The following is a 25,921-nucleotide window of genomic DNA, read 5'->3' on the forward strand; positions in this document are numbered from 1 at the left end:
GGACAAACGCGCCACGGAACGGATCATACTGGACGCCAGAACTTGGGGACATCTGATCTAAATCCGTACACAAACTCATTGAAGGCACCACCACGCAGGAATGGAGCGAAGCCAGAGGCATCCTCGTCCGGCACTTCCCCGACCGACTCGGAGCCTACCTAAACAGACGAGACCGCATTCACTCACACACAATCCACTTTATAAGCTCCCAACAGCAGAGGAAATCACGAATGACCTTCGAAGCCCCACTAACCCAAATCGCAGTGGTCCCTGTTCTGGAGGTCGGCGGCACGCACGTCACCGCAGCCTTGGTCCGCAGCAAGCGTACCGGGACCGATTCGGCCACCTGGGAAATCCTTCCCTACACCACCACCCGCCTGCACCTGGACGCCCACGGCACCGCCAACCAAATCCTGGACACCCTGGCAATAGCAGCCGCCACCGTCGGCACCGACCATAGCCGAGCCTGGGGAATCGCCCTCCCCGGACCCTTTAACTACACCACAGGCATCGCCCGCTACGAACACGTGGGAAAATTCGAACAGCTCAAGAACATCAACCTCCGTACCGAACTCACCCGCCGCATCACCCCCGCGCCCGCAAGCCTGACCTTCCTCAACGACGCCGATGCATTCGGAATTGGCGAATACGCCATTGGGGCCGCAGGAGAACATCGCCGGACCGTTTGCATCACCCTCGGCACTGGAATCGGCTCAACATTCCTCGATGCCGGCTCTCCTGTAAAAAGCGGACCGGATGTGCCCCCGGACGGAAGCTGCTACCTCCTCCAATACCGGGGACGCCCCCTCGAAGACACCGTCTCCCGCCGCGCCATCCGCGCCGCCTACGCCCAAACCGCCGGACTGCAGAATGGTATTGCGGGCACCGGCACCCCCGACGTCCGCGAAATCGCCCAGGCCGCCCGCGCCGGCAACCCCGCCGCCGCCCGCGTACTGCATCAGGCTTTCACCGCCCTCGGCCAAGCCACCGCACCCTACTTGGAGCGTTTCGGCGCCGAGGTACTGATCGTGGGCGGTTCCATGGCCGGCTCCTGGGACATCGTGGAACCTGCCATCCGCATCGGCCTCACAACTGCCACACCCGCACTGTCCGCACTGCCCATCACCAAAGCCGAACACCACGAAGTCGCAGGCCTCATCGGCGCCGCCCACTGGGCAACTCACCAAACACGCACCTGGTAGTACTTGGATATGTGGGTGCCCATTGTCGGCAGATGGGGCAGTACCCGAGCACGACGGCCAGGAGCTGTTGGAGCTCTTTGAGAATGCCTTAAGGCTCAGGCCGCCGCATCCCCGGGTTGGGCGGTGGTGGAGGCCTTTACGGCGAGCACGGACGGGATGGACCGGCCAGCCAGACCCTGCCGGAACGGGTGGCGTCCCCGCAGCCGGCATCGGCCACTAGCACAGGAGGCTTCTGCCCCCCAAGGGCGAGTTCGTCGATCATTTCCAGGGTCAGCGCCCATTTGGTGCGGTGCCGGACGGTGTCCGGGATCTTCGCCTTCTCCCGCCGGATCCGGATCCGTTCGGCGTCCCCGTTGGTCTCCGCGCAGGTGTCGTCCCAGGTCTCGGGCACGAACAGGCGGCAGTTCAGCGGACAGGACGCGGTGTCGGTGGCAGCGTGCACGCTGACGGCGATCTGGCAGTTCCCGATTTTGCCCAACGTTCCGGATTACTGGCGAGCCACGCACGGGGAGGCGGTGCCGTCCTTCTTGAACCCCGTATCGACCACCCACGCCTCGAGCCCGATCGTTTCGATGGCCAGACCCGCGAGCCGCCGGCGGACCGATTCCACCGCCCAGGACGAGGAGGAGATGAACTGTTGCAGCTGCTGGTAATCGATTCCCAGGCGCTCTCCCATCGGCTGCATCGACTTGCGCCGCCCGTCAAGCATCAGCCCGCACACGTACAGGCCGTCCTTGGCCCCGCTGGTCGGCCCGGGCAAGAGTTGAAAATATTTCGCAGCGAAGTACTACTAGGGTCTGACACGAAAATTCGGTGGTCACCGAATTTGAGTCGTACTCGCTGAGGTGATTCAGGACCATCCGCACGGTACGCGCACCCTGACCTTCAGGGTATCGCTTGGTCATAGTCGCTATCCTTCACAAAAGGAAGCAACATCAACCCGGTACGGTTAGTAGACTATCTGTTCTCGGATCTGCGCAAGGGCGCGACGGTATTGACGCGGGCTCCGACCCTTTAGAGCGCGAAAACAACGATTGAAGTTGGACAGGTTCCCGTAACCGCAGTGGAAGGCGATGTCCGATATCGACAGCGCCGAATCACCAAGCAACTGACTTGCTCTGGCGACGCGCAGCTCCATCACGTACTGGGTCATAGTCCGGCCCAGTGAGCGGCGGAAGAAACGGCTGAATGCAGCCTCGCTCATGTGGGCTACCTCTGCTACTTCAGTAAGCCGAATGCTGCCCGTGAATCGCTCCTGCAGGTACTCACAAACCGCATTAACACGCTCACGCGCATCGGGACTCAATCCGAGCATGAGGCCGCTATTGTCCAACTTACGGCTCTGCGTCCTGCCGGCCAACTCCACAAGCAGGGACAATAGGGCAAGCGTTTGTTCGCTGGGGCTCAATGCCTGCAGGCTTTGGCACCGTTCGATAGTGGAAGCGTCGGCCTCAAAGACCGTGGCTGCTGCCGCGGAAGATACGTCGAGCATCCTCCCCACGTCAGCGAACTCGGGCGCCCCAAAGAAATCTGAGCCCAGAAACTCCCTCCGGAACTGCACCACGATCGCCTCCTGCTCGGTTGTCCCGGCGGACGAGGCGTAGGCGTGCGGCACGTCGGAGCCAATCAGTGCGAGATCTCCGGGGCCGTAGTTCTCGACGCTGGTGCCGATCATCCGCGTTCCGGTGCCTCGTGTGATCAGTATGAGTTCAAACTCGGGATGAAAGTGCCAGCTAAAATTGAAGGTGGGCTGGGAAAGCAGGCGGCACAACCAGGATCTTTCCTCGGGAGCGTGGACCCTTGTAAACTCGGCGCGCATACTATTGATGATACCGGTCCGTCCCAACTACGCCCCACTGGCGGCGGCGTCCGGGCAAATGAGTACCGGAACTGGTCAAAGGCGCAGTGGTAAGGGACCTAGGACCAGACCAGACTAGTGGCTATGGATAACAACCACACTGTCACGTCAGTCAAGTATGAAATCGATTCTCCGTACCGGCTCGAAGACGCCGCCCGTCAGCGCTTTGCGGATGAGGGGTTCATAAGAATCGACGGGGTTCTGAGCCCCGAAACCATCGAGCACTATGAGCCCGAGATCACGGCCAAGGTCCTTGAGCTTAACACCATGCACCTGCCCATGGAAGAGCGGTCGACCTACAAGAAGGCGTTCCTGCAGGTCTCGAATCTTTGGCAGCACAGCGAACTCGCGCGCGAGCTGACATTCTCTCAGCGTCTCGCTCGGATTGCGGCCGAACTCATGGGCGTTGAGCGCGTCCGTCTCTATCACGACCAAGCCCTCTATAAGGAAACTGGCGGTGGTATCACGCCTTGGCACGCCGATCAGTATTATTGGCCGCTTTCCAGCGATCGCACCTGCACCGTGTGGATTCCGCTCCAAGACACGCCGCTGGAAATGGGGCCGTTGAGTTTTGCTGTCGGCAGTAACAACTTCGAGTTCGGTCGCGACATGGGGATTAGCGACGAGTCGGAGAAGCAGATGCAGAAGGCGTTCGCAGAAAAGGGATTCATGGTCTCAGAGGAGCCCTATCGCCTCGGTGACGTCAGCTTCCATCAGGGGTGGACGTTCCACCGCGCCGGGCCTAATCGGACCCAGGCGCCGCGGCGTGTGATGACCATCATCTACATCGATGCGGATATCACATTAACGAAGCCGACAAACAGCAATCAGGAACTCGAGCGCTGGTTTCCAGGTATTGAACCGGGGGAGGTCCCGGATACGCCGCTCACGCCGGTTCTGTACGAAGCTGCTGGCGACAAGACCTGAGTTCCACCGTAGCGCAGGACCAGCCCCCATTGTTTTCAGCGGCAGAAGTCCGAAGCAGGTGGCTGGCGTACGCGCCAGTCACCTGCCGCAGTTGGTCCAGGGCGACCTCTCACGATCATTGGCCACCAGTGCACCCATAAGTCCATCGCTGATCGGGATCTCCACCGATGGCCCCCGACGACGGCGAGGTCACGCCATATCTGCTGACTGGGGGGACCACCACTGTTCGTCCATGGCTGAGAAAGGCTCGGAAGACTTGAGTTCTGGCGGTCGCTGCAACACCCGGATTTTTGGGAGTTGCAACGACCGGGCTCGTTTAACCGACGGATTGCCGCGTGCCTGAAGCTGCTGCCAACCCGTCATCGCCTACGCGGGAAACCCATGCGGACGGAACCCCCAGCGCTGCCAGTGCCGCGGTCAGATTCGCTTCCGCCCCCGCTGCGGATCGTGAAAAGGCGGCGACGTTTTCAAGCGGCCGCTCTCTTCGCGACGAGGCCCGGCAGCCCGTCCCCGATGCACACGGCGCTGTCCTTGATTCTGCCCCAGGTCACATCTGCCCCGCGACATTCTTGTTCCGATGGAATCAAGGGGTGATGTTGCCTCCAGTTCGCACATCCCGTGTACCGGGCCGGCGACGTCCCCTTCTTGTATGCGGTGTCGTGGCGGGATTTGGTTATGACGCGCCTTCAACGCCGTGTCATCTGGCGAACCATTCGCGTTCCGGATGCTGGACAGTAGGCGACTCGCGGCGTACTTCGGGCTGGGAGGCCCAGGCCACGCCGTTGGCGAGGACCTGCCGGATCTGCTTTTGGTGGTAGACGGGGTACTCCTGGTCGCCGGGGCTGAAGTAGAAGATCCGGCCCCGACCCCGGGTGAAGGTAATCCCTGACCGGAAGATCTCGCCGCCTTCGAAGGAACTGATGAAGACCAGCTCGTCGGGGGCGGGGATGTCGAAGTATTCACCGTACATTTCCTGTTCGGGGATGATGATGGGGCTTTCGATGCCTTGGGCGATCGGATGCGTTGGATCCACGTTCCAGACCAGTTCGCGTTCGCCCTCGTTGCGCCACAGCAGCGAGCAGGTAGTACCGAGCAGACGGATGAAGATCTTTGAGAAGTGCGCCGAGTGGAGCACGAGAAGCCCCATGCCCGCGAGGACGTGCCGCTGCACCCGGTCTACGACGGCGTCGTCGACCTCGGCATGGGCACGGTGGCCCCACCAAAGCAGCACGTTGGTGTCCGCCAGCACCTCTTCCGTGAGCCCGTGTTCCTCGTCCGCCAGGACAGCCGTGCGGATGGCAGCATCGGGGAAGTGCTCGGCCAGGCCTTGCGCGATGGCACCGTGGATGCCGTCCGGGTAGTTGACGGCCATGGACGCAGGGTCATGCTGTGCCTCATGCACGCCTTCGTTCCAGACCGTGATCCTCAAGGGGCGGCCCGTTGTCGTATTTGCACTCATTGGTGTCAAAGCTCCACTTCGCGATGTTCGGTTGCAGACTGGTAGCAGGCGTCGATGATGCGGGCGCGGCTCAGTGCCAGGGATCCGTCGTGCACGCCCCAGACCGTTTCACCGCCACGCACCACCGTGACGAAATCCTCTACGACGGCCTGGTGCGCTCGTCCAGGTTCGGCCGCAGGTGTGTAGTCGGCGTTCTTGCCGTCCTTTTCGGTGTAAACGCGCAGGTCTGCGATCGGAGTCATCGAAGCCCCGACCGCCCGCAGGTCGGCTCCTCCATCGGTACCGAAGACTGAGAAGTCCATCAGGTCTGCCTCCTCACGGTAGCTGGCCCACCCCGCCTCGATGATCAGCGTGGCACCGCCCTCAAGCCGAATGAAGGCCGAGGCGAAGTCCTCCACTTCGTAGGCGAAGTTGGTGCTCAGTGCGGTGTAGCGGTCGTTGCCGCCGCGTCCGCGTGGACCCAGCTCGGCGTGGGTTGCCGCGGAGACGCTGACCACCTTGGGTTCGCCCAGCAGATAGAGGGCATAGTCCAGGACGTGGACGCCGATGTCGGCCAGTGGGCCACCGCCGGCCATTTCCTTGTTGGTGAACCAGCTGCCCAGTTTGGGGATGCCGGAGCGGCGCAACCAGGAGGCCTTGGCATAGTAGGGGCGGCCCAGGTCGCCGCGTTCGATGATGCCTTTGAGCACCTGGATGTCGCCGCGGCGGCGGTGGTTAAATGCGACGTCGAGTACGCGGCTGGCACGGCGGGCGGCGTCTACCATGCGCTGACCTTCTTCGCCGTTGCGGGCTATGGGCTTTTCGCTGAGCACGTGCAGGCCGCGTTCTAATGCGGCGATTGCTATCGGCGCGTGCAGGAAGGTCGGCACCGCCACGCTTACGGCGTCCAGGCCGTCAAGTTCCAGGAGCTCCTCCCAACTGAGGAACTCATTCGGGATGGAGTACTCCTGCGCCAGTTCGTCGCGAAGTTCGTCCTCCATGCCGGCAAGGGCGACGATCTCGACGCCCTCGATCTGGCTGTAGGCCTTCAAATGCTGCTGCCCTGCCCAGCCCAGGCCGACTACTCCGACCCTGAGAGTTGCTTTCTGGGGCGGTGCTGCGGATGGTTCGCGGGTCATCTATTTGGCTCCTTGGATGAGTCGTTGATGATGCATTGAGACTTTCAGTCCGGAGACGATGCGTTTCTGGCAGATGAGGACGAGAACGACCAGCGGGAGGACCACAATGATCGACGCTGCACCGATCCGTCCGAGCGGTTGGTCGTGTTCGGTGGCTCCGGAGAAGAATGCGATCGCTACCGGGGCGGTTCGGGCCAGTGGTGAAGTAGTCAGCGGGACTTCATCGAGAACTACAATCACAACAGGCCACGCACGGCACTCAAAGGCGCCTCACCAGCCACCCGTGTCACCAACGACCCCGGGGTAGTACATCTAGCGCGCGCCAGCGCCGTCTCCGTACCGCGGATCGAGGCCTTGACGGTCGCCAGCTGCTGACCCACGCCGCTGCCGTGCGGGCCGATCGTGTAGGCCCCCACGGCAGCAGGAACGATGAACGTCTCGGCGTAGCTGACCACAAACGGGGCGAAGCTGCCGTCCGGGCTCTCGACCACGGCTTCCGTGCCCTCGACGAGGTTCAGCACGTTAACGGTGCCGTTGGTGTTGTGCTCCACGACGTCCGTGAACCAGTGCCGTCGGACCTCGATGAACTCCAGCTCGTGTAAACCGGTGCGCTCCTCGGTCCAGCCGGGACCCGAACCCAGTTCTTCCACCTGGTCCAGCAACTGCTCCCTGGCCCATTCGGTGTTGCGGTCCCACTGGATATTGCGGCTGGCATGATCGACGTGGATGGGGCGGGGCCGTCCGTCCAGGCCCACACGGTCCCAGTCCCACATCTTGAACGTGAAAATGTACGGTGTCGCGGAAATCTCCAGCACCATCGAGTTGGCACCCGAGCAGTGCACCGTCCCCGCCGGGATGGAGAAGTGGTCGTGCTTTTTCGCCGGAAAAGCGTTAACGTAATCCTCCGCCGGAAAGTGGGTGCCGCCGTCAGACGCCCTCTTCAGATCTTCCACCATGGCGGCGGGGTCTGTGCCGGACTTCAGGCCCAGGTAGACCACGGCGTCCTCGGCACAATCGAGGATGTAGTAACTCTCATCCTGGGTGTAGTGCATCCCGAAGCGGTCCTGGATGTAGTCCGTCAGCGGGTGCACCTGGAGCGAGAGGTTGCCACCTCCCATGGTGTCCAGAAAGTCGAAGCGGATGGGGAACTCGGCACCGAAACGGGCGAAGGTCTGCGCCCCGAGGAGCCCGACCGGCTGGGTGAAGACGACATCGATAGAGGGCAGCTCCACGATCTCGCCGCCCACGTCCAGCAGGATGCTGTTCTCCTCCGGAACGCAGTCAAAACACCAGGCGTAGTTGTCGGCGTCACCGTCCAGCCCCAGGACGTTCTTCATCCACTGTCCGCCCCAGACGCCGGGGTCAAAGAACGGCACCACACGGAACGGAGTCTTGGCCACGGCAGCCATGCCTCTGTGGAATGTCTCGCCCGTGATCAGTTTGGCCCCGCTCACGGTGCGGTTCGTGTCCAGAACATAGTCGACGGCGGGAAACAGGGAACGCTTATGGCGGTCCGCCACACGCCACTCGACAAAGAAGCTCCGCTTGTACTTACGCAGGTTGTCCTCATCGGTGTTGCTGCAGCGCCAGTTGGGGGCACCAGCCCGCTGGCGCTGCTGCAGCTCCCAGCGGGCCATGTCCGCCAGGACCAAGGTGCGGTCCCGAAGTGGCACCAGCGCCGCGCCCCAGCCCACCAGGACCGTGGGGACATCGTCTGCGGCTACCTGCCGGGCGATGTCCGCGAGCCTTTCGGCGTCGTAGAAATCCGCGAGGGCGTGGTGGCTGATGACGCCGAAGACGCGGTCCTCAGTGAGGTTGGCGGCGATCAGCTCATCGATCTCGGCGGCGGAACGCGCAGCGAGCTCCTCCACATTCAACACCCGGTGGCCGGGCAGGGCCTCGGCGACGAAGGCCTGCAATTCGTCCATCTTCACGCCCGGGTAAGTATCCACCACAATGGTCTTCGCTCCGTGGCGGGCCACTTCCTGCCACGCGTCCGTCCCGGACCAGACGGACGGGTTCCCGGGCACAGGAACACTTGGGAACTTGTCGTAGCTGCTTGGGAGAGTCGAAGTCATGGTCTTCCGATCGGACGTGGATTTTTGATAACGTTACCATCAGTAGATGAAGATGTCCGGCCGAGTGCCGGAATTCTGTGGAAGGATGGTGTCGCAGTGTTGCGGATGGTTTCTTACGGACATTCCTGGATCGCCGGCGACGGCGCCACGACGGCGGCGAACTGCCTCGTCCAATGTGCGGCACGCCGACTGGGTTTCGAGCCAGAAAACCGCGGAGTCGGTGGCAGCCTTAGCACCGCAACCGCAACGCTTCTCGTTGAGGATCCCCCGCCTCCTGCCAGCGTCTATGTCGTGATGACCGGCTTGAATGATCTGCGGTTCGGCGGTGAATCCGCGGAGTCGCTGGAACGGTACTCTGAGGCGCTCGACAGTATCTTCAGTGCATTCCATCGCGCTGATCCCGACGCGGCGATAGTCGCTGTCGAGCAGCCCCATCTGGTCGACTTTCGCCTCCATGCACCCTACGACCGCGGTTCCAACGAACTAGTTGACATCTTCAATGAAGAACTCCGAAGTGTCGCAGCCACCCATCGACGCGTCGTGGTGGCCGAGGTGGAGGGCTGGGATTCGGCGAGCATGCTCGACCCGGACACGGTGCATCCGAACGACGCCGGCCATAATTTCCTTGCCGACGTCGTGACGTCAGCGATGATGGGATATTTTGTGTCAAAACGACATCGGGATAACACAATCAAGTTTCGGCGTTCTTCGCCAGAGCGCAACGGGTTTGAAAGGCCGGACGGGAATCCCCAGGGTGCACTCCGGGTGGTCTTGAGCTGTGATGGGGCAGAGCCAGGGCCCGGAGCATCGTGATGCGGCCGCGGCACGGGTGCAGCGGGCATCCCGGATGCCGGAAAACAATTTCAAGCACCCAACGATTCTTGGAGAAATAAATGAATATGATCTGCGTGCAGGAACAGCACCTGCCGGGCGAGTCCATGGAGGAGAAGTGGGATATCGCGCAGGAGTGGGGCTTCGATGGCATCGAGCTGCGCGGCAAGGGGGACTTCGGATTCCGGGAGCGGCTGCCCGAACTGCGGAGGGCGGCAGCGAGGGGAATCCCCATGCCGACAGTCTGCGTCGAGATGATGCATTTCATCGGCGCGTTCGACGCCGAACAACGCCAGGACGCGATTGTGCAGATGAAATCGCTGTTGGACGTCATGGCGGAAATCGGCGGGCGGGGAGCGATGACGCCGGCCTCGTACGGGATGTTTTCGGATCGGCTTCCTCCTTTCGTCTCTCCGCGCAGCACCGAAGAGGACCGGAAGGTCCTCATTGACGGGCTGGGCCAGGTAGGAGCCCACGCCGCTACCCTGGGTGTGGAACTGTATCTTGAACCGCTGAACCGGTATGAGAACCACATGGTCCGCCGGCTGGACGACGCCGTCTCCCTGATCAAGGAGATTGGCCTCGATTCCGTGAAGGTCGCTGCCGACACTTATCACATGAATATCGAGGAAGCCGATCCGGCCGCGGCGCTGCTCGCCGCCGGTCCTTACATTGGACATGTCCAGGCCAGTGACTCCAACCGTCTGGAACCGGGCTCGGGCCACATCGACTGGGCATTGTTTGGCTCCACGATCCGTGCCATCGGATACACCGGCCCGATTGCGTTGGAGAGCCGGCTGTCGGGCCCCGCACAGGACGTCCTGCCGGCGAGTCCCGTCCTGCTGCGGAGGTTCCTGTGAACGATACGGTGTCCTCTGCCGCAACGGCCGTGCTGGTGCAGAACTGGAGAGGCCGCCACACGGTACCGGCGGGCGGCCTCTACCCCCACCAGTGGAGTTGGGACTCGGCCTTCATCGCCATCGGCCTGCGGCACATTTCCCCTCGCCGCGCCCAGCAGGAACTGGACTCCCTGTTCAGTGCCCAATGGGATGACGGGCGGCTCCCGCAGATCGTCTTCGACCCGGCACGGGACGATTATTCTCCCGGTGCTGCGTTTTGGCGTAGCGACCGCATTCCCGGATCCCCTGGCGTTCCCACAGCAGGGCTGGTGCAGCCGCCAAACCATGCCTGGGCCACGCTTTTGGTCCATCAGGCTGACCCCGTGGAGTCCCGCCGGCGCCGTTTCTTGGAACGAGCCTACCCGCGTCTCGTGGCCTGGCATCAGTACCTGTACACACGCCGCCGCTCGCTCGCGTCCGGTCTGGCCGCCGTGGTGCATCCGTGGGAGAGCGGGATGGACAATTCACCCTACTGGGACGCGCCTTTGGAAAACGTGGCCGGATCTTTCGGACAGGACATCCCGCGTCCGGACCTGGAGCACGCCGACGCAACGGAACGTCCTTCGAACAGGGAATACGACAAGTACCTTTACATTGCGGCGACGTACCGTGATGCCAATTGCGACGATTCGGACGCTGCATGCCCCTTTCGCGTCGAGGACCCCGCCTTCAACGCCCTCTGGGCACGATCCGAACTCGCGTTATCAGTCATCGCCGACGAATTAGGCCGTGTTCCCGTGTACGACCATCAGGAACGGTCCAAGGAAATCGCTCTCGCCCTCGAGACTCTCTGGGATGAGAACCTCGGCATATATGTGGCCCGGGACGGCATAACGGGAGACACCCAGAAGTACAGAACGGTATCCGGCCTCGTACCTCTCCTTTTGCCGGGAATAGGCCACGGGGACGAGCTGGACGCACTCTTGCGTGGCCCGCACTTCGGGCTCGGGGAGTCCCGGCTCGTGCCAAGCCACGACCTCCTCGCTCCGACGTTCGACGCGTCGAGGTACTGGCGCGGACCATCCTGGTTCAACACGGCATGGCTGCTCGTGGAAGCACTGAACACCCGCGGCGCCGCGGCCGACGGCCAAGCCCTGGCAGCGTCCATGGCCGAACTCGCAGGCCGCAATGACTTCCCTGAATACGTTGACCCGCACACCGGCGAACCTCATGGGACCAGGCTCTTCAGCTGGACAGCCGCACTGTCCCTGGATCTTCAGGTTCGACAAATCGAAGGAAAATAACAGCATGACATCCACCGCAACACCGCTCCGGATCACGGTGTGGAACGAGAACGTGCACGAGACTTCGCAGCCGGAAATCGCAGCGATCTACCCCCACGGCATCCACGGGGCGATCGCCGAAGGCCTCGGGACGGTTCTCGGCACACGGGCCGAAATCCGGACCGCGACACTGGCAGATGCCGAGCACGGCCTGCCGGAAGAAGTCCTGGCCGCCACGGACGTCCTCCTGTGGTGGGGACACCGCTCCGGGGTCACGTTCACCCGCGGCAACGGAAAGATCTTGTACTTCAGCCCTGGCGATCAGAAATACCCCATCTACTACCGTCAACAGATCCGGCAAGTCCTGGCCAACGCCGTCCAGTGGGCAGCGCCCGCCAAGGCTCGCTCGCTGCCATCGCCCGTGCATACCACCCGCATGGCGCAACCTGGCCGGCACATCGGTTCGGAATTCACTTCGGTACCGAACCCGGCCATCCGTCGGATGGTCGCAGGCCACGATCTCTTGGAGTGAACCGGCACCAAGCCGTGCCGACGTCGAAGGCCCGCTGCTCTGGCACTGGCGCGGAACAGACATTGGGCGAGGCAGACCCACCTCGTCGACGTCCGCCTGCACTCGATCCACCTCAACCGTCCCGGCAACCCATGCACTGACAGGAATCGAACGACATGCTTCGGCCCGCATCCCCCGCTACGGACACCCCTCAAGTCCGGGGTGTGGTCGTCGAATCAGACGGCAACTGGCCGTCCGGGAGCATTGCGGACGATTTCGAGATGGCCGACATCGTCATGTCTTCAGTGCGGCAGGGCATGGAGACAGCAGTCAGCACTCATGCGATTGTCCGGCACCATGTCGAGAACCTTCTTTCGGCCTTCGCACTGGCCATATCCACCCGTGACGAGGACCTTTTGGGCGAACTGATTCGGGGTGTGCAGATCCGGTTTGGGCGGGACATCCACTCAAGCACGGACCCCGGTCCTGAGGGGATAATCGACCGGTTCGAAGACCGAAGACGGAGCACGGTCCAGACCGTTAGCAACATAGGCGTCAAACTCTCGGGACGTTGCGCACACTATGTGGCCACCTTCCAGGACTGGGATCTTGAATCGGAACCCACATGCACGTCCATTGGTTCCTACGAGGGATGCCTGATCGCCGGACCACAAGTCTGGAGATGGACAGAACACGCGATCACGTGGAAGGGCAGAAGAGTTGGGTCGCGATATGGGTGACCGATCTCCGCAGAGAATGCCTGGTCCAGGTCGTCGAGGAACCTCATAGACGATGAGTGATACTTCCTGCCCTGCCTTCGCCGGCGGGGCCGCCGCCCCGGTGATCCCGCCGGGGTCGGCTACTACCTTGCCGCAAAACTGCCTGCGCCCTCCCTTGACCAGACAACGACACACAGATTCCACCGACCAGACAACAGAGAGCCACCAATGACATCCAATGACTACGTAGCTGCGGCCAGCCGCTACGACACCATGACCTACCACCGCACCGGACGCAGCGGGTTGAAGCTGCCCGCACTGTCCCTGGGACTTTGGCAAAACTTCGGAGATACCCGCGCCGTGGAAACACAGCGCGCCATAGTTCGCCGCGCGTTTGATCTTGGCGTCACCCACTTTGATCTGGCCAACAACTACGGTCCGCCACCCGGATCCGCGGAACAGAACTTCGGCCACCTCTACGCGCAGGATCTGAAACTGCGCCCGTCAAGTTTGTGAGACAGCTTGATTGATTTTCTTCTTACGCTGCTACGTGGTTGATCGTGTTTTGGTATTCGGCCAGGGCGCGTGCCGGGGGCAGGCCCTGGTTGTTGGCATGGGGCCTGCGGCGGTTGTACCAGGATTCGATGTATTCCATCACTGCGGTCCTGGCCGCCATGTGGTTGGGAAAATCGTGGTGGTGGTACATCTCGGTCTTCAGGTGCGAGAAGAACGACTCGGCCACCGCGTTGTCCCAGCACACGCCGACCTCTCCCATGGACTGGGTGACGCTGTTCGCCGCGCACCAGCTCTGGAACCCGGCAGAGGTGTACTGCGAGCCGCGGTCGCTGTGAAAGACCGCCCCGCCGGGGTGAAGCCGGCCATGGTCACGTGCCATGCTGAGCGCGTCAATGATCAACGAGGTGCGCATATGGGAGGCCATCGACCAGCCCACAACCATCAGGGTCGCCAGATCGATCACGGTGGCCAGGTATAGCCATCCGGAGCCCGTTTGCAGGTAGGTGATGTCCCCGGCCATCCTTGTTCCCGGCACGGTGGCGGTGAAGTCACGGTTGCCGTCACCGTCCTGCATGTGGTTGCGGATGTGCCCGGTCCTGGCGGCCGGGTCCACGACCGTGGTCTTCTTCCACGCTCGCATCCGCACCGCCCGCAGGCCCTGCTTTTTCATGATCGCACCCACCGTGCTCGGGGCCACCGGGACGCCCTCATGGCCCAGGATCGTGGTGATCTGGTCCCTGCCGGCCATGCCCTTCTCGCGTCCAAACACGCGCTTCACCTCCACGGTCAGTTTGTTGTGGCGGACCTGTGTCGGGGTCGGTTCCTTCGGCGTCGTCCAGCGGTTGTACGAGGACCTGGGGACCTTCAGCTGCTGGCACATCCAGTCGATCTTGTAGTTGGCCTTCTCCTGCCGGATAAACGCGTAGTAGTCGTCTATCGTTGCTTCGCGGCGAAGAAGGCGCTGACTTTTCCCAGGAACTCGATTTCTCGTTTCAGCTCGGCGTTCTCGGCCTGCAGCGCCTTGTACTTCGCCCACTCCACCGGGCCCGGCTCATCGGCGGCGACGTCGGGATGCTCTTCCTTCCAGACCCGCACCCAATTCCCCAACGTCCCTTCATTGACCCCTATTTCGGCCGCGACCTGGACCACAGGACGGCCCGAGGAAATCGCCAGCTCAATGGCCTCGGCCTTGAACTCCGGGCTGAATTTACGACGGCTAGACATGAAACAGATTCTCCTAAACCCTGTCTCAAATCACCATACGGGCGCAAACCGTACCGGGATGAAATAATTGTCTCCACGAAGGCCGGCCATGCCATGCACAACGGCCCCTACGGTGATGGGGGATCCCGGAAGTACCTGCTGTCCTCCCTGGACGCCAGCCTGAACAGGATGGGCCTGGACTACGTCGATATTTTCTATCACCACCGGCCGGACTCCGATACCCCCCTTGAAGAGTCCATGGGGGCCCTGGCCACCGCCGTCCAGCAGGGCAAGGCCCTGTACGTGGGCATTTCCAACTACACCCCGGAGCAGACCAGGGCCGCCGCCGCCGCACTGGCAGAGTACAAGGTGCCGCTGCTGATCCACCAGCCGAGGTACTCCATGTTCAACCGCCACGTTGAAGACGGGCTCCTTCCCGTCCTGGACGAGGTAGGGGCAGGTAGCATCGTCTTCTCCCCGCTGGCGCAGGGGCTGCTCACGGACCGCTATCTCGAGGGCACCGTCCCGGCCGAATCCCGCGCAGCCAGCAGCCAGTTCTTCCTCGAAGACCGGGTGGATGAGACCTACCTCTCCCGTGCCCGGGCGCTGAATGAGATCGCACGGGGCCGCGGCCAGACATTGGCCCAGCTGGCCCTGACCTGGGTTCTGCGCCACCCCCAGGTAACCTCAGCCCTGATCGGCGCAAGCTCAGTAGCCCAGCTGGAACAGAACGTCGCCGCGCTGGGCGCCCCGGAACTCTCAACCGAAGAGATCAGCGCCATCGATGAATATGCCGTAGACGGAACCGGCCGCTAGAAGTCTGCTGAATTGGTAGGGTCTTGCCGGTGCCTTCTGGCTCTGCTTGCTCGTGGGGTGGCGGATGCTGGCCGCGATGAGCGGTTCGCTGGCTTCCAATCAATGTCCGGGAAGGCTGTTGGGGGCCGCGCGATGATGGCCCCGTGAGGGCTTGCTGGATGTTGCGCGGGGCGGTGGCTGGTTACTGCGTGGGGTGGTGGCTGGTTACTGCGTGGGGTGGTGGCTGGCCGGCCGGTTCAGGCAGGGCCCAGGTCCCGTTGCTGTCCCGTAGCCCGAGGTTGAGCAGCCTGCTCAAATTCCGGCCGGCGATTCGCAGGTGCAGCCAGGCGTTGGACCGCTCGACCATGGTCCGGTGGGCCCGGTAGTCCTCCTGGAACCGGGGGTCCGCGGCGCGTTTACGGTGTCCGCGCTGCAATGTCTCGTGCTCGTCGGGTGATCTTCCGTCCCCGCGCCGCGGTCACGGAAAGCCCCTGCTCGGGGCCACCGAAGAGGGCGAACACAGCCACCGAGAAACGGCTTCTTCATATGCCAGCTCCGCAGGGTAGCAACTGTCCCGTCTGACGTGAAAATAGGCAGTGATGTGAGGCTGGCAGCGATGGGAGGAGCACGCGGGTGGATGGACCGTCGTCGTGGGCGGTCTCCTGTAGGTTTCGGTCTTGGCGTATTACATCGTCAGGACGATGGGTTTGAGCTCGACCTCGTAGCCAAGCTGGTGCAGCTGGCTGATCGCCTTGCGTCGGGTTCTGCTTTCATGGGTTCGCTTAAAATGGTCTGCTCCCAGGTCTTCGAATACGGTCCCGGTGGTGAGCATGTGCCAGATCGCGGTGATCAGTGAGTGCTCTACCGCTACCAGTGCCCTCATCGGTCCCCTGCGTGAGGTGAGCCTCTTGTAGCGTGCCTGGAAATAGGTGCCGTCGGTCCGGGACGCTGCCATCGCGGCTATGCCGAGGGCGGCCTTCAGATGGGAATTTCCCGGCCGGGCCCGAGGTACCCAGGGTCTTGCTTGCCACGGAGGTGAACTTGATACACGCATCTTCGAGCAGCTTCTCCAGCCGCTGGATTTCCCGGGTCCTTTCCGTAACGAACGTCGTCCTGGACCGGGTAAGGTCACGCAGGACACGGATATACTCCGGCGGGACAAAGGATCCGCGCACGAGGCCGTGAGCGCCCAGTTCGGCCAGCCAATGGGCGTCGGAAACGTCCGTCTTCCGGCCCGGAAGATTCCTGGCGTGGCGGGCATTGACCAGCATGACATTGAGTTCGGGGTCGAGGATGAAATGGAACGGTTTCCAGTCGGGTAGCCGGGGCGCATTGCTGCGCCCCGGCCCCCTCAGAACCGGCCGTGCCCGTTTTCCAGGCAACCGGCTCAAGCAAGTCCCATTGGGCGGTCAGGTCAGGACCGCAGAAGCACTGGTCCACTGTTCGTTCCGTCTGGTTGACGGGTTCGGCAGTGGGTGTGGATGAGACGGATGGTGCTGGTCTCCGTTTCCCCGGGCGTCGTGGCGAGGGCAAGCGCTTCGCGGGAGACCGCTTGCGGATTGCTGCGCGGAGCTTGCGCCATTCGGTGATTTGGGAGGAATACAAGCCCTCGCGGCGCAGGTAAGCCCCGCCGCCGGTGCCGTCGTCACAGGCTTGCTGGTACGCATCCAAGTACGCCAATTTTTGTGCCGGAGTGAAAGACCTACGAGGGGTCGGGCCACCGGCCCTGGGGCCAGGCTTGCTCATGGACCCATTCTCCCGTGGCGGGGAAATTGCGGAGATTGACATTAGTGGTGATCCTGGTTCTCGCCCTACGAATTAGACGAAGTTGCTATGAGGTACTGGCCTCACCCAACCCTGACACGTAGGGCGACGGCACGTAGCCTTGCCCGCCTGTTCCGTGGCGGGACATTCGCCCAGGAAGTCGCCGACAACCTGCTCAGCAGGAACGGCATCGAGGATGCCGATGCAGCCTTCGCGCGCATGGAAGTGGCTACTTAGTCCAGGTCGACCTTGGCAATGATGGCTTCGTGTGGCGGGAGGCGACAACGCTCGGAATGCACTGGCCATGGCCAGTTTTTGGAACCGATCAGAAGAAAAACAGTCCACCGGTTGGTGGCTGGGATGCTGGAGCGTGCCCGCGAATACAACGCCGACGCCACCGAAACCGCTCTATGTGGAGCGGCTAAGGATTTTCGGAAGCTATCTGGACCCACAGATCTACGCGCTTGGCGATGTCGACGTCGAACTGTCCTTCGGCATGCGCACGAGAGATCACAAGAGGATCAGCGCCTACACCCGCGGCAGCGGCAGAGCCTACTGTAGCGAGGGTCATGAGAGGTGGGCAGCCAGCGTGACGCCGGGTGGAAGACTCACGACCAGCTCCACCGGCCATGGAATGCTGGCTCTCGGAATTACCCGACGCTACGGGCGCAACACCATGCATCCGGACTACTTGGTCATTCCTCACCAAGAGATCACCAGGTGGCGAGGCCAGTGTGAGGGCTGCTGGCATGGAGAATTCTGGAAACGCGTCGACTCGCGCTCTCTGATTCCCATAGTTATTAGGCACCACGTCCCCGACTCGACGGAGAGGGAATACTGCTAATGAGCTGGACGCGGGGTCAGGTATTCGCGTAATCCTGGGATTGCGAAGTCGACAAGCCCGTGTCCTGCAGGCTCTATGAGCCCGGCGTCCACCAGGCGGGTTCGGTAGTTGCCCACGGCGTTGGGCCGCATACCCGTTCGTTTGCCGATATCGGTGGTTGAGGAAGGCCCGGAGTCCTCCGCCATGGCCTGCAGGAAGTCCCGATCCCTCCCGGACGTTGTGGACAGTGCAGCTTCGATGACCACGCGTTCGTTTCTGCGGCGGGCAGCCGTGACTGCCTGGTCCACAGCCGCAGCGTCCAGGCCTCCAGAGGCCCTTTCCGCTTCTTGCCAGAGGTAGTAGCCGACCAGCTGGATCAGGAAGGGATAGCCGCCGGTGGCTTCTGCCGCTTTCCTTGCCAACTCGGGGCCGAGAGTCTTCCCTGCACCTTCAAATGTTTCGGTAAAGGAGCGTTCGACTTCGGCGATCGAAGCTGCGTGGAGGTCGATGCGGTCCGCTCTGCGCAAGAACGTGGCAACGCCCTCATTGAGCAGGTCGGAGACCGCGGCAGGAAGGCCGGCAAAAATAAGCCCGATGGGCAGTCCGTCACGGATGAAGTGCTGTACGTCGGCTGCGAGTTGGGACAATTCCTTGCGATCAGCGGCATGGATCTCGTCAACAGTGATGACCAGGCCGGTGCCCCGCTGCGCCAGCAGACGCAAAAGCTCCGAACCACGGACACGCCAGTCAACCTGCTCCTCAGGAGCCAGTTGGGTCGTAACAGCGAAGCCGGCAACCGACAACGCCGTGACACGCCGGCCCGTGGGCCCATCGCCCAGTTCATTGGTCAGCCGCCGCATTGCCTCACCAATCCGGCCCAGAAACCCTCCCGTAGCCGTCTCCGAAACAACCGCCCAGCCGCTACCTATAGCAAGATCTTCGGCTGCGCCGAGCATCACAGTCTTGCCGATACCCCGGGCTCCGGTGAAGATGGTCAAAAGGCCTGGGGCCCCCGAACCGATGCGGAGGCCGTAAGCGAACTCGTCCAGCACTCCCCCACGCCCAACCAGATCAGGCGGAGTCGCCCCCGCTGTGGGGCGAAACGGGTTTTCCATGAGCGCTCCTGTGAATGTCTATGAATCTTGTGAATCTTGTGAATTTCACTCTATCAGCTTGGTGCCGTGCTAACCCTGTGGCTGTGCGTCCGGGTCCCGACCAGGTCCAATCCCGCCGCAACTAAAACAAGCCGGGAGCGATGCACGAGGTGAATGTACTTGGCCTCAGGCGTCGGGGTTATGACCAAGGACGCGGAGAAGGTCGCGGGTTGTCATGCTCAGCTGTTCGAACCAGTGCTGATAGAACAGGGCCGTCATCTGTTGCGGAGGGGTGTCGTCGATTTCGTGGAGCATTTGTAGAGCCTCGCGAATAGCTGCCTCATCTGAGGCCAGCTCAGGATCAGGCCGGCGTGCCTGTTCCTCCGAATTTTCCATGCCAGCAAATCCTTCCATCTTGTGAAGCCACTGGGATTGGTGCCCGGACCTCCAGCGAGTCAGGTTCGGCCCATTGAGCGAGGCCACGCTGGCACGGCAACGACCGTACCACGACAGGTTTAGCGGTTGGGCCGTTCTTGGTTTTCTGGGCCTCGAGTGCGGCGCCGGAGCTGGTCTTCCGGGCCTCTTGTTGCCGGTGGCCGGTCTCAGGATAAGGTCTCGTCGGCTTCCGGTGGAACGGGCCCGGCTTTGGCTCCGAGTTCGGCCAGGAACTCGGCAAAGTGGGAATCTGTGGAGTCCCGGAATGACGGCCGCGGATCGGTGTGTTCGGTGTGGCAGTTGTTCAGGCCCCAGGATTCGGAGCGTATCCGTTTGATCATGGGCCAGAACGTGCTGTCGTGCCATGAAGCAGCTTCGTTCACGGGGTTCGGGGCTTGGGGACCATCTCGCGGAAAAGTAGCGCTAACGTTTGGTGGCGTGGTTCGTTGAGAGAGCATGGCTGGTGAATATTTGACGGCTGCCGAAGAGGCAGCGTACGGGCGGTATGCGCTTGAGGCTCCGGATCGGTCGGTGTTGGAGCGGTTTTTCTTTCTCGACGACTTTGACCACCAGTTGGTGGCGAAGCGCAGGGGCGATTACAATCGGCTCGGTTTTGGGCTCCAGCTTGTGACTGTTCGTCATCTGGGTGCTTTCCTGGATGTACCAACTGCTGTAGTCGATTTCGTCGCCGGCCAGGTGGGTGTGGCCGATCCGTCGTCTGTGAAGCGGTACATGGAACGGAAACAGACCCGGTTCGAGCATCAGTGGGAGATCGCTGAGGTGTGTGGCTTCGTCACTTACGCTTCGATGGAGGCGGAACTGCTGGAGTGGGTGGACCAGCAGGCGTGGACGAGCGACACGGGGCCCAAGACGCTGTTTTATGCGGCGGTGGCCTGGCTTCGCGGGCACCGCGTGCTGCTGCCGGGAGTGAGCACCCTCCGGGACCAGGTGGCCGGTGTCAGGAAGAAGGCCGAGTCCCGGTTACATGATGCTCTCGCTGCGCTGGTGACGCGTGAGCAGGCAGCGGCACTGGATAGATTGCTTCTGGTCTCTGGACAGGAGCGGCGGTCCCAGCTGGATTTATGGCGTCATCCGCCGCGTAGGGATCCATCGGGCCGGTCCATGACGGCGCTAACGGCTTCTTCTTCGCCTTGACGCAGGTCTATGTATTGGCGGCGCAGGGTTGCTTGCCGTTCTCGGCGGGCCTCATTTCAGCCGCCCTGGTGATGCGTTACCTGGCCTTGGACTCGCTGTCGTCCCGGCAGCAGAAGACAGGTACCGTGCGTGAGGTCTGACGAGCGGATGCCGGTCACAGCATGATGGGACGGGCGGCATTCCACGCGCAGCGAGGCATCTTGTTCGTGTTGTGGAGGTCTGAACTACCGGGGGTAAGAACGTCAACCTGATCCCAGGGCCGCTGACAGGGCCTGGCCCGGGGCCATCCACGACCCGGTCGGCCGCCGCCAGCGGACGCGTGCACCGATCCCGGGAAGGCAATCCTGACCCGGTAATGAACCGCATCGGCCTCGGCTGCGTCGATCTCCCCTGTTGAAGCCCCAGGACTGAAGATATGCAGGATGCTGAACTGGAATGGTTTCGACGAGTCGGGACTGCTCCTGTCGGCCGAACAAAATGTCCACTCGCACATATAACATCGGCAAAACGGCACAGTCGGTCGTGCAAGTTCTATATTTGGGGGCATCGTGAAAGCTTTTGGGGACTGGCCGCTTCTTACGAGGGAGGATCGTGCCAAATTAGGGCTTCCCCTGCGCGCGCCAAAGATCGAGGTGACGGTGGCCTCAAAACATGCCGAGATCTTGGACATGTGGGACGACGAGAATCCATTCGGGCCTCACGAAATTGCAGCCACTTCCCCCGTAAAGGTCCGTTGGATCTGCTCGGCTGGCCACAAGTTTGTTGAATCCGCTGTGGTCCAGTGCGGCGCTGTGTCGGGATGGCGTGCAGGGGCCGGCGGATCCCGCGCGTGGGCGCATTGCCAATTGCACTCGAGACCTGACATGGTGCGTCTGCCCTGTGGCCACGCCATCAAGGGCCACCCTCAGAGGGACGCTCGAACTGAGTGCGGGACCTGCAAGCGAGAAGCTTACGCTCTTGCCCGGGAAGTAGCCCGCTCCACCCCGCGCTTCCCGCCGGGTACGATCGTGCAGTCAGTCAGCACAGCCATCTCAAAAACCGAGCGCCAGGTAAGGGACAAACTGCTAGGGCTTGGGATTCAAGTGCACAAGGGGCGCAGCGGGATCCAATGCGGGCACGAACCAGGGCGCAACAACTTTCCGATTCTCACACCCGACATTCTGATATCCAAAACAAAGGTCTGCGTTGAAGTCGACCCGGCGTACACCCACGCAGGAAAGGAAACCGTGGACGAGACGCGCAACGAGTTACTGGCTGAAGTCGGATGGACCGTTGTAAGGCTACGGCTGGGCGGCCTTAAAGCAGTGGGTCAACACGACGTGTTGGTTGAATCCGAGGCAGTAAATAATGAGGCGATCACCGCTCTGGCAGCGGCAATATCTGATGCGACGGCCGGCCTCCCCGGCGTCATACGACGGGTCGAGAAAAAGCAGGCAACAGCAGCCAGGAAAAAATTCCGGCTTGGGGCCATCACGGAACACAAATACTATGACAACGCCTTCCACGTATCTTGGACCTTAGACTCCGGAGCAGTGCTGCGCGCGGAAGCCATGGATTCTGGACTTTATCTGGCCATTGCCACAAAATGGGAAGCTCCCCGGTTCATCCGCCCGCTGGACCTGCATCAAAGGCCAAGGAAGGAGTGGCGGTCAACTCTGCACCAGGTCCTCGAAAACATGGATGGATCTGACTTCGTGCGGTCTCAACTTTCCCCTGGGGCAATCACCTGTTTGTAGGAGAACACGCAGATTCCATCCTGATTTCCCAAAAATTCAATCTGGGAGCAGCACGCTGGACCCTCACGGCCAATGTGCAAGGAGCGGATTCCCACACAACCGTGGCCCTGTGCACCGGCGACCAGGTCTTGGCACAGCTGCACCCCGAGGCCGCGGCCAGAGGCTGGCGGATCGCGGATGTCCAGCTGGGAAACGGACCGTACGGGGAGTATCAGACGATCCAGCTAACGCGAGTCGACCAGGCCGACATCAACCACGTGTGAGTGTGTCGACCTGATTCAGGTGTCCGTGGGCCCGAAGGGCCCACCCGTGGTGCGGGAGGCTCCCGTGGCAGGATGGTCTCCATTATGGACAGGCGGGTACGGCGCGCACCGGACGCGGAATGGGTGCTGATGTACCGGTCCGGGCTGAGCCGGGCCCGTATCGCGGCCCTCGTGCGCGTCCCGCCCGCCGCGATTGGCTACCACCTGGTCATCGCCCGCCGCCAGGACCCGGGCCTGGAGTCCGAACACCGGGCCGCCGCCGGCACCCTGCACCCCACCTACCGCGACGGACTGGCCCGGGTCCCCGGCTGGGACACCAACCCCCGACACGCGGCGGATGAGGCCCGCTGGCATGACCGCCTCGCTCAGCTCGTGGCATTCCGGGCTGAAGGTCATGACTGGCCGCGGCATCACGATTACGACTCAGACCGGGAACACGCCCTCGGGGTGTGGATCCACACCCAGCGCTACACCCGCCGGGCCGGCGACCTCGACCCCGCCAAACTTAAGCTCCTTGATGAGGCTGTGCCCGGCTGGCAGACCGGGCGTACCCGGGGCCGCCCACCGTTCCGGCCCTGACCGGGATGGTTATGCCAGGGGGCGGGCAGAGCCCCCGGCGCAGCTCACGGCCGTCCCCCCTTTTGGCGTGCCACCGGCCGGGATGTCGGTGCCCGGGTGCGGAGTATGGACGACAACTTCCATGCCGGCGCCGTCGTTGTCCGTGATTGCCTGACTACATGCGGGCGGTGTCGTGTGGGCAGTTGGAAGGGGTAGCGGGTGGTGAGGATAGTCCTGCGGTGGGGCCGGGATGAATGGCCGGCTGCGTACGAGGCGGATCAAGGTGAGTGCTGCGATGGTGCACCAGGCGAGGTTGGTGATCGCCGAGGGCCAGGCGCTATGGTAAACGCCGTTCAGGGCCATGCAGAGCCCTCCGAGAAGAAATGCGGCCTGCAGGGCATGTCCGTTGGGGATGCGGTTCAGTGAGAACAAGAGGTACGCCGCGAAGGAGGCGAGTGCACCGATCCATCCGAGGACTTCAACAACGCTGGTTAACATGGTCCGGGCTGTTCCTTAGACGCTTGGCGGGTTTGAGATGGTGGGCGTCCCACGCTGGTGACTTCGGGGGTATTCATTGGTTGCCGGGCGACCGGGCAGAGGACGCGGGAGGCGCGGCAGCGCTCTCGCGTCCGGATGGCTGTCGGGTCCTGATACTGCGGCATGGTCCCTTAAAGTAGGGCAACACGGCGGCACCGGCCCCCATCGGATGAATCCGTTGGGGGCCGGTGCCGTGTTGTCAGCCGCTCTGGCTTTAGCGGCCCCCGTAGAAGGGGTGGGTCAGGGTTTCCCGGTGCTCGAGCAGGTCGAGGTGTTCGTGCTCGGATCGTCCGATGACTGCCTCGCGGGAGGCTTTGGCGGTGGCTTCACGGGCGTTCCTGCGTACCTGGGTCTCGTCCGCGGCTGCCGGGTCCACCCAGAGGGAGACGAGGGCGATGGTGTCCTGGTCCTGTGTGATCAGCCCCTCGGCGACGGTGTCCAGGATGCCCTGGGCGATCCCGACCTGGGATGCGCCGAAGATGAGGGTCTCCTGGAAAGCCGTATCCGGTTTGGATTTGTTCAGGATCACTGTGGGCGGATTGAGAGTGACGTAGGAGGCCTGGTCCGGGCCCAGACTGGCAAGAATGGGGGTGAAGCCGGGCGAGGGCGAGGTGAAGGCGGTGGTGATTGACGCCGCTGTTGGGCTGCCCCTTCTGGCCAGGAGGACGTTGACGTGGACGCCGTTCGGGGCTTCCCCGCCCCATCCCTGGGCAAATTTGCCGTCGATATCGTAGGTGTCAGTCATTGTCATTCCATTCGTTCGATTTATGTCAGTTGCTGTGTGCGGGCGGTTCTCAGATCCTGGTTTTGTGCCTGGTGCCTTCGGCCCGCCCCTGGGAGGGGAGTATTGGGGTGGCGCATTCTGTGAGTGTCTTGTTCTTTGTCTCTGGCGCCCAGAGCCAGGACACGACGAGGCCGAAGGCAAGAATCCCGGCGAGACTCAACATCGTGACGACCACTCCAAGCTCGATGAGCATGACGGGCAACAGGAAGGTGCTGACGACGGACCCAAGCCGGCTGATTGCTGTTGCCAAACCGATACCGGAAGAGCGCACGGGGGTTGGGAAGCTCTCGGCCGGGAAGATACCGACGAGATTACTAACCGCTGAAAGCGTGAAGGTGAAGACCGCGAAGAAAGCGACGGATACGAGGGTGGCGCCGGTGGGGACGAGGGCGAGGGCAATCAGGGAGATGGTGAGGACGAAGAACCCTGTGATGAGGAAGCCTCGACGGGAGAACTTCGCCGTGAAATAGATTCCGGCGAGTGCACCGGCGAGCAAGAACATATTCAGGTACACCTCGACGGCGTAACCACCACCGCTTTCGGCCAGGTCAGAGAGCCCCATTTGCTTGAGCAGTGTCGGCAGGAACGTGTAGATGGCGAAGTACGGGGCAACAATGCATGCGAAGAAGGTGCAGTTGAACAGGGTCCGTCGGATGTATTTGGGCTTGAAGAGTGCCAGCATGCCTTCTGTGGGACCTTCAGCGTTTTCCTCATCGCCGAGCGTGACGTGCGTGCCGAAGTGCTTGTCGAGGATCTGCCGGGCCCGGGCGTCGTGGCCGTTGCGCTTGAGCCATCGGGGGGACTCGGGGATGCCGAGTCGAGCGACGAGAACAATGGCGGCGATGAACCCGGGAGCGATGAGCATCCAACGCCAGGCTTCCGGTACGTCTGACTGCAGGAACCAGATACCGAGGATGGTTGCCAGTACGTAGCCGATGGTCCAGATTACGGAGAAGGAGCCGAGAATCTCGCCGCGTCGTTTGCGGGGCAGGATTTCGGCGAGCATGGTGTGACCGACCGCGTAGTCGCCTCCGATACCGAGCCCCATGATCAGGCGAAGAATGAGTAGTTGCCAGGGTTCCTGGACCCAGAATTGGGCGAACGTCGCGAGGGTGATGACGACGAAGCTCAGCGCGAATACCCGCTGTCGTCCGATCTTGTCGGCGACCGCCCCGAAGATGAGCGCGCCGAAGAAGAGCCCGAGGAGCGCGGCGGCGCCGAGGGCGCCGGTCGACCAGGCGTTGAGTTCCATGGCGCCATCTCTGGCGATCATGACGATGGCCATGCCAATGATGCCAACGGCAAACCCGTCGTTGAAGTGCGCACCGAACGTCAGGGCGGTCATGCGGATGTGGAAGCGGTTAAGGGGGATGTCATCGAAATCAACGTTTTCGATACGCTTCTCGGCTGGTGTGATCATGCTCGTTTGTTCC

25 protein-coding genes and 6 pseudogenes are annotated in these 25,921 nt (G+C 62.3%); 15 read left to right on the forward strand and 16 right to left on the reverse strand.

Annotated features, from left to right (window positions below; genetic code table 11):
* Window positions 1–230: 230 nt before the first annotated feature.
* Window positions 231–1,202, forward strand: coding sequence for an ROK family protein (locus tag MUN23_RS22225; protein ID WP_248761211.1), 972 nt, complete (start codon window positions 231–233; stop codon window positions 1,200–1,202).
* 136 nt (window positions 1,203–1,338) lie between these two features.
* Here the strand turns inward: MUN23_RS22225 and MUN23_RS22230 are convergent.
* Both MUN23_RS22230 and MUN23_RS22235 read right to left on the reverse strand, forming a co-directional pair.
* Window positions 1,339–1,962 (reverse strand): annotated as a pseudogene (locus MUN23_RS22230) (IS701 family transposase).
* A 189-nt stretch (window positions 1,963–2,151) separates the two neighbouring features.
* A complete protein-coding gene (locus tag MUN23_RS22235; RefSeq protein ID WP_248761212.1) occupies window positions 2,152–3,021 on the reverse strand; it encodes an AraC family transcriptional regulator in 870 nt (289 codons plus the stop codon).
* A 123-nt stretch (window positions 3,022–3,144) separates the two neighbouring features.
* On the opposite strand from MUN23_RS22235, the gene MUN23_RS22240 reads away from it, so the two are divergent.
* Window positions 3,145–3,987, forward strand: a complete 843-nt coding sequence (locus tag MUN23_RS22240) for a phytanoyl-CoA dioxygenase family protein (protein ID WP_248761213.1) — start codon at window positions 3,145–3,147, stop codon at window positions 3,985–3,987.
* A 316-nt stretch (window positions 3,988–4,303) separates the two neighbouring features.
* On the opposite strand, the pseudogene MUN23_RS22245 reads toward MUN23_RS22240, so the two are convergent.
* From MUN23_RS22245 to MUN23_RS22260, 4 genes and pseudogenes are all read right to left on the reverse strand, one after another.
* Window positions 4,304–4,450, reverse strand: a pseudogene (locus tag MUN23_RS22245) (hypothetical protein); the annotation flags it as partial.
* A gap of 234 nt (window positions 4,451–4,684) precedes the next feature.
* On the reverse strand, window positions 4,685–5,446 hold the full coding sequence (locus tag MUN23_RS22250; protein WP_248761214.1) for a ThuA domain-containing protein: 762 nt from the start codon (window positions 5,444–5,446) through the stop codon (window positions 4,685–4,687).
* A gap of 5 nt (window positions 5,447–5,451) precedes the next feature.
* On the reverse strand, window positions 5,452–6,564 hold the full coding sequence (locus tag MUN23_RS22255; RefSeq protein WP_248761215.1) for a Gfo/Idh/MocA family protein: 1,113 nt from the start codon (window positions 6,562–6,564) through the stop codon (window positions 5,452–5,454).
* Between the two features lie 236 nt (window positions 6,565–6,800).
* The gene (locus MUN23_RS22260; RefSeq protein WP_248761216.1) at window positions 6,801–8,642 is read right to left on the reverse strand and encodes a class I mannose-6-phosphate isomerase; all 1,842 of its coding nucleotides are present in this window, start codon (window positions 8,640–8,642) and stop codon (window positions 6,801–6,803) included.
* A 105-nt stretch (window positions 8,643–8,747) separates the two neighbouring features.
* On the opposite strand from MUN23_RS22260, the gene MUN23_RS22265 reads away from it, so the two are divergent.
* The 6 genes and pseudogenes from MUN23_RS22265 to MUN23_RS22290 form a co-directional block, all read left to right on the forward strand.
* The gene (locus MUN23_RS22265; RefSeq protein WP_248764178.1) at window positions 8,748–9,455 is read left to right on the forward strand and encodes an SGNH/GDSL hydrolase family protein; all 708 of its coding nucleotides are present in this window, start codon (window positions 8,748–8,750) and stop codon (window positions 9,453–9,455) included.
* Between the two features lie 80 nt (window positions 9,456–9,535).
* The gene (locus tag MUN23_RS22270; protein ID WP_248761217.1) at window positions 9,536–10,333 is read left to right on the forward strand and encodes a sugar phosphate isomerase/epimerase family protein; all 798 of its coding nucleotides are present in this window, start codon (window positions 9,536–9,538) and stop codon (window positions 10,331–10,333) included.
* The gene (locus MUN23_RS22275; RefSeq protein WP_248761218.1) at window positions 10,330–11,616 is read left to right on the forward strand and encodes a hypothetical protein; all 1,287 of its coding nucleotides are present in this window, start codon (window positions 10,330–10,332) and stop codon (window positions 11,614–11,616) included. The genes MUN23_RS22270 and MUN23_RS22275 overlap by 4 nt, the downstream gene beginning before the upstream one ends.
* 4 nt (window positions 11,617–11,620) lie before the next feature.
* Entirely contained in the window at window positions 11,621–12,127 is a 507-nt protein-coding gene (locus MUN23_RS22280; protein WP_248761219.1) for a hypothetical protein, read from the forward strand.
* Between the two features lie 203 nt (window positions 12,128–12,330).
* Window positions 12,331–12,846, forward strand: a complete 516-nt coding sequence (locus MUN23_RS22285; protein ID WP_248761221.1) for a hypothetical protein — start codon at window positions 12,331–12,333, stop codon at window positions 12,844–12,846.
* A gap of 207 nt (window positions 12,847–13,053) precedes the next feature.
* Window positions 13,054–13,320, forward strand: a pseudogene (locus MUN23_RS22290) (aldo/keto reductase); the annotation flags it as partial.
* A 43-nt stretch (window positions 13,321–13,363) separates the two neighbouring features.
* On the opposite strand, the gene MUN23_RS22295 reads toward MUN23_RS22290, so the two are convergent.
* A protein-coding gene (locus MUN23_RS22295; protein ID WP_248761223.1) for an IS3 family transposase occupies window positions 13,364–14,565 on the reverse strand; the annotation gives its coding sequence in 2 pieces (ribosomal slippage) (window positions 13,364–14,313 and window positions 14,313–14,565; 1,203 coding nt in all).
* A 39-nt stretch (window positions 14,566–14,604) separates the two neighbouring features.
* Between MUN23_RS22295 and MUN23_RS22300 the strand changes: the two are divergent.
* Window positions 14,605–15,360, forward strand: a pseudogene (locus MUN23_RS22300) (aldo/keto reductase); the annotation flags it as partial.
* A 181-nt stretch (window positions 15,361–15,541) separates the two neighbouring features.
* Here MUN23_RS22300 and MUN23_RS22305 read toward each other — a convergent pair.
* The 3 genes and pseudogenes from MUN23_RS22305 to MUN23_RS22315 all read right to left on the reverse strand — a co-directional run.
* Window positions 15,542–15,775 carry a hypothetical protein gene (locus tag MUN23_RS22305; RefSeq protein ID WP_248761225.1) on the reverse strand — a complete coding sequence of 78 codons (234 nt, stop codon included), beginning with the start codon at window positions 15,773–15,775 and terminating at the stop codon, window positions 15,542–15,544.
* Window positions 15,776–16,024: 249 nt separating this feature from the next.
* Window positions 16,025–16,652: pseudogene (locus tag MUN23_RS22310) on the reverse strand (transposase); the annotation flags it as partial.
* A 247-nt stretch (window positions 16,653–16,899) separates the two neighbouring features.
* Window positions 16,900–17,085 (reverse strand): annotated as a pseudogene (locus MUN23_RS22315) (IS3 family transposase); the annotation flags it as partial.
* Between the two features lie 87 nt (window positions 17,086–17,172).
* On the opposite strand from MUN23_RS22315, the gene MUN23_RS22320 reads away from it, so the two are divergent.
* Window positions 17,173–17,340, forward strand: coding sequence for a hypothetical protein (locus tag MUN23_RS22320; RefSeq protein WP_248761226.1), 168 nt, complete (start codon window positions 17,173–17,175; stop codon window positions 17,338–17,340).
* A gap of 133 nt (window positions 17,341–17,473) precedes the next feature.
* The gene (locus MUN23_RS22325) at window positions 17,474–17,947 is read left to right on the forward strand and encodes a hypothetical protein (RefSeq protein WP_248761227.1); all 474 of its coding nucleotides are present in this window, start codon (window positions 17,474–17,476) and stop codon (window positions 17,945–17,947) included.
* Here the strand turns inward: MUN23_RS22325 and MUN23_RS22330 are convergent.
* The 3 genes from MUN23_RS22330 to MUN23_RS22340 form a co-directional block, all read right to left on the reverse strand.
* Complete coding sequence (locus tag MUN23_RS22330) at window positions 17,944–19,041, reverse strand: ATP-binding protein (protein WP_248761228.1); 1,098 nt, start codon at window positions 19,039–19,041, stop codon at window positions 17,944–17,946. The two genes, MUN23_RS22325 and MUN23_RS22330, sit on opposite strands and share 4 nt — an antisense overlap.
* A gap of 165 nt (window positions 19,042–19,206) precedes the next feature.
* Window positions 19,207–19,416 carry a hypothetical protein gene (locus tag MUN23_RS22335; protein WP_248761229.1) on the reverse strand — a complete coding sequence of 70 codons (210 nt, stop codon included), beginning with the start codon at window positions 19,414–19,416 and terminating at the stop codon, window positions 19,207–19,209.
* Window positions 19,417–19,622: 206 nt separating this feature from the next.
* Entirely contained in the window at window positions 19,623–19,796 is a 174-nt protein-coding gene (locus MUN23_RS22340; protein WP_248761230.1) for a hypothetical protein, read from the reverse strand.
* A gap of 115 nt (window positions 19,797–19,911) precedes the next feature.
* Here MUN23_RS22340 and MUN23_RS22345 point away from each other — a divergent pair, with 115 nt between their 5' ends.
* The 4 genes from MUN23_RS22345 to MUN23_RS22360 all read left to right on the forward strand — a co-directional run bounded on the left by MUN23_RS22345 (window position 19,912) and on the right by MUN23_RS22360 (window position 23,188).
* Window positions 19,912–20,610: a DUF4158 domain-containing protein gene (locus MUN23_RS22345; RefSeq protein WP_248761231.1), complete on the forward strand. Its 699-nt coding sequence runs from the start codon at window positions 19,912–19,914 to the stop codon at window positions 20,608–20,610.
* 1,007 nt (window positions 20,611–21,617) lie between these two features.
* Window positions 21,618–22,346 (forward strand): DUF559 domain-containing protein, encoded by a 729-nt coding sequence (locus tag MUN23_RS22350; protein ID WP_248761232.1) that lies wholly within the window; start codon window positions 21,618–21,620, stop codon window positions 22,344–22,346.
* A gap of 101 nt (window positions 22,347–22,447) precedes the next feature.
* Window positions 22,448–22,609 (forward strand): hypothetical protein, encoded by a 162-nt coding sequence (locus MUN23_RS22355; protein WP_248761233.1) that lies wholly within the window; start codon window positions 22,448–22,450, stop codon window positions 22,607–22,609.
* Window positions 22,610–22,693: 84 nt separating this feature from the next.
* Window positions 22,694–23,188 carry a helicase associated domain-containing protein gene (locus MUN23_RS22360; protein ID WP_248761234.1) on the forward strand — a complete coding sequence of 165 codons (495 nt, stop codon included), beginning with the start codon at window positions 22,694–22,696 and terminating at the stop codon, window positions 23,186–23,188.
* A 9-nt stretch (window positions 23,189–23,197) separates the two neighbouring features.
* On the opposite strand, the gene MUN23_RS22365 is transcribed toward MUN23_RS22360, so the two are convergent.
* The 3 genes from MUN23_RS22365 to MUN23_RS22375 all read right to left on the reverse strand — a co-directional run bounded on the left by MUN23_RS22365 (window position 23,198) and on the right by MUN23_RS22375 (window position 25,908).
* Window positions 23,198–23,665 carry a hypothetical protein gene (locus tag MUN23_RS22365; protein WP_248761235.1) on the reverse strand — a complete coding sequence of 156 codons (468 nt, stop codon included), beginning with the start codon at window positions 23,663–23,665 and terminating at the stop codon, window positions 23,198–23,200.
* A 253-nt stretch (window positions 23,666–23,918) separates the two neighbouring features.
* Window positions 23,919–24,449, reverse strand: coding sequence for a formaldehyde-activating enzyme (locus tag MUN23_RS22370; RefSeq protein WP_248761236.1), 531 nt, complete (start codon window positions 24,447–24,449; stop codon window positions 23,919–23,921).
* Window positions 24,450–24,498: 49 nt separating this feature from the next.
* Window positions 24,499–25,908: an MFS transporter gene (locus MUN23_RS22375; RefSeq protein ID WP_248761237.1), complete on the reverse strand. Its 1,410-nt coding sequence runs from the start codon at window positions 25,906–25,908 to the stop codon at window positions 24,499–24,501.
* Window positions 25,909–25,921: the final 13 nt, after the last annotated feature.

The sequence above is a fragment of the Pseudarthrobacter sp. SSS035 genome (genome assembly GCF_023273875.1).
Classification (GTDB): Bacteria; Actinomycetota; Actinomycetes; order Actinomycetales; family Micrococcaceae; genus Arthrobacter.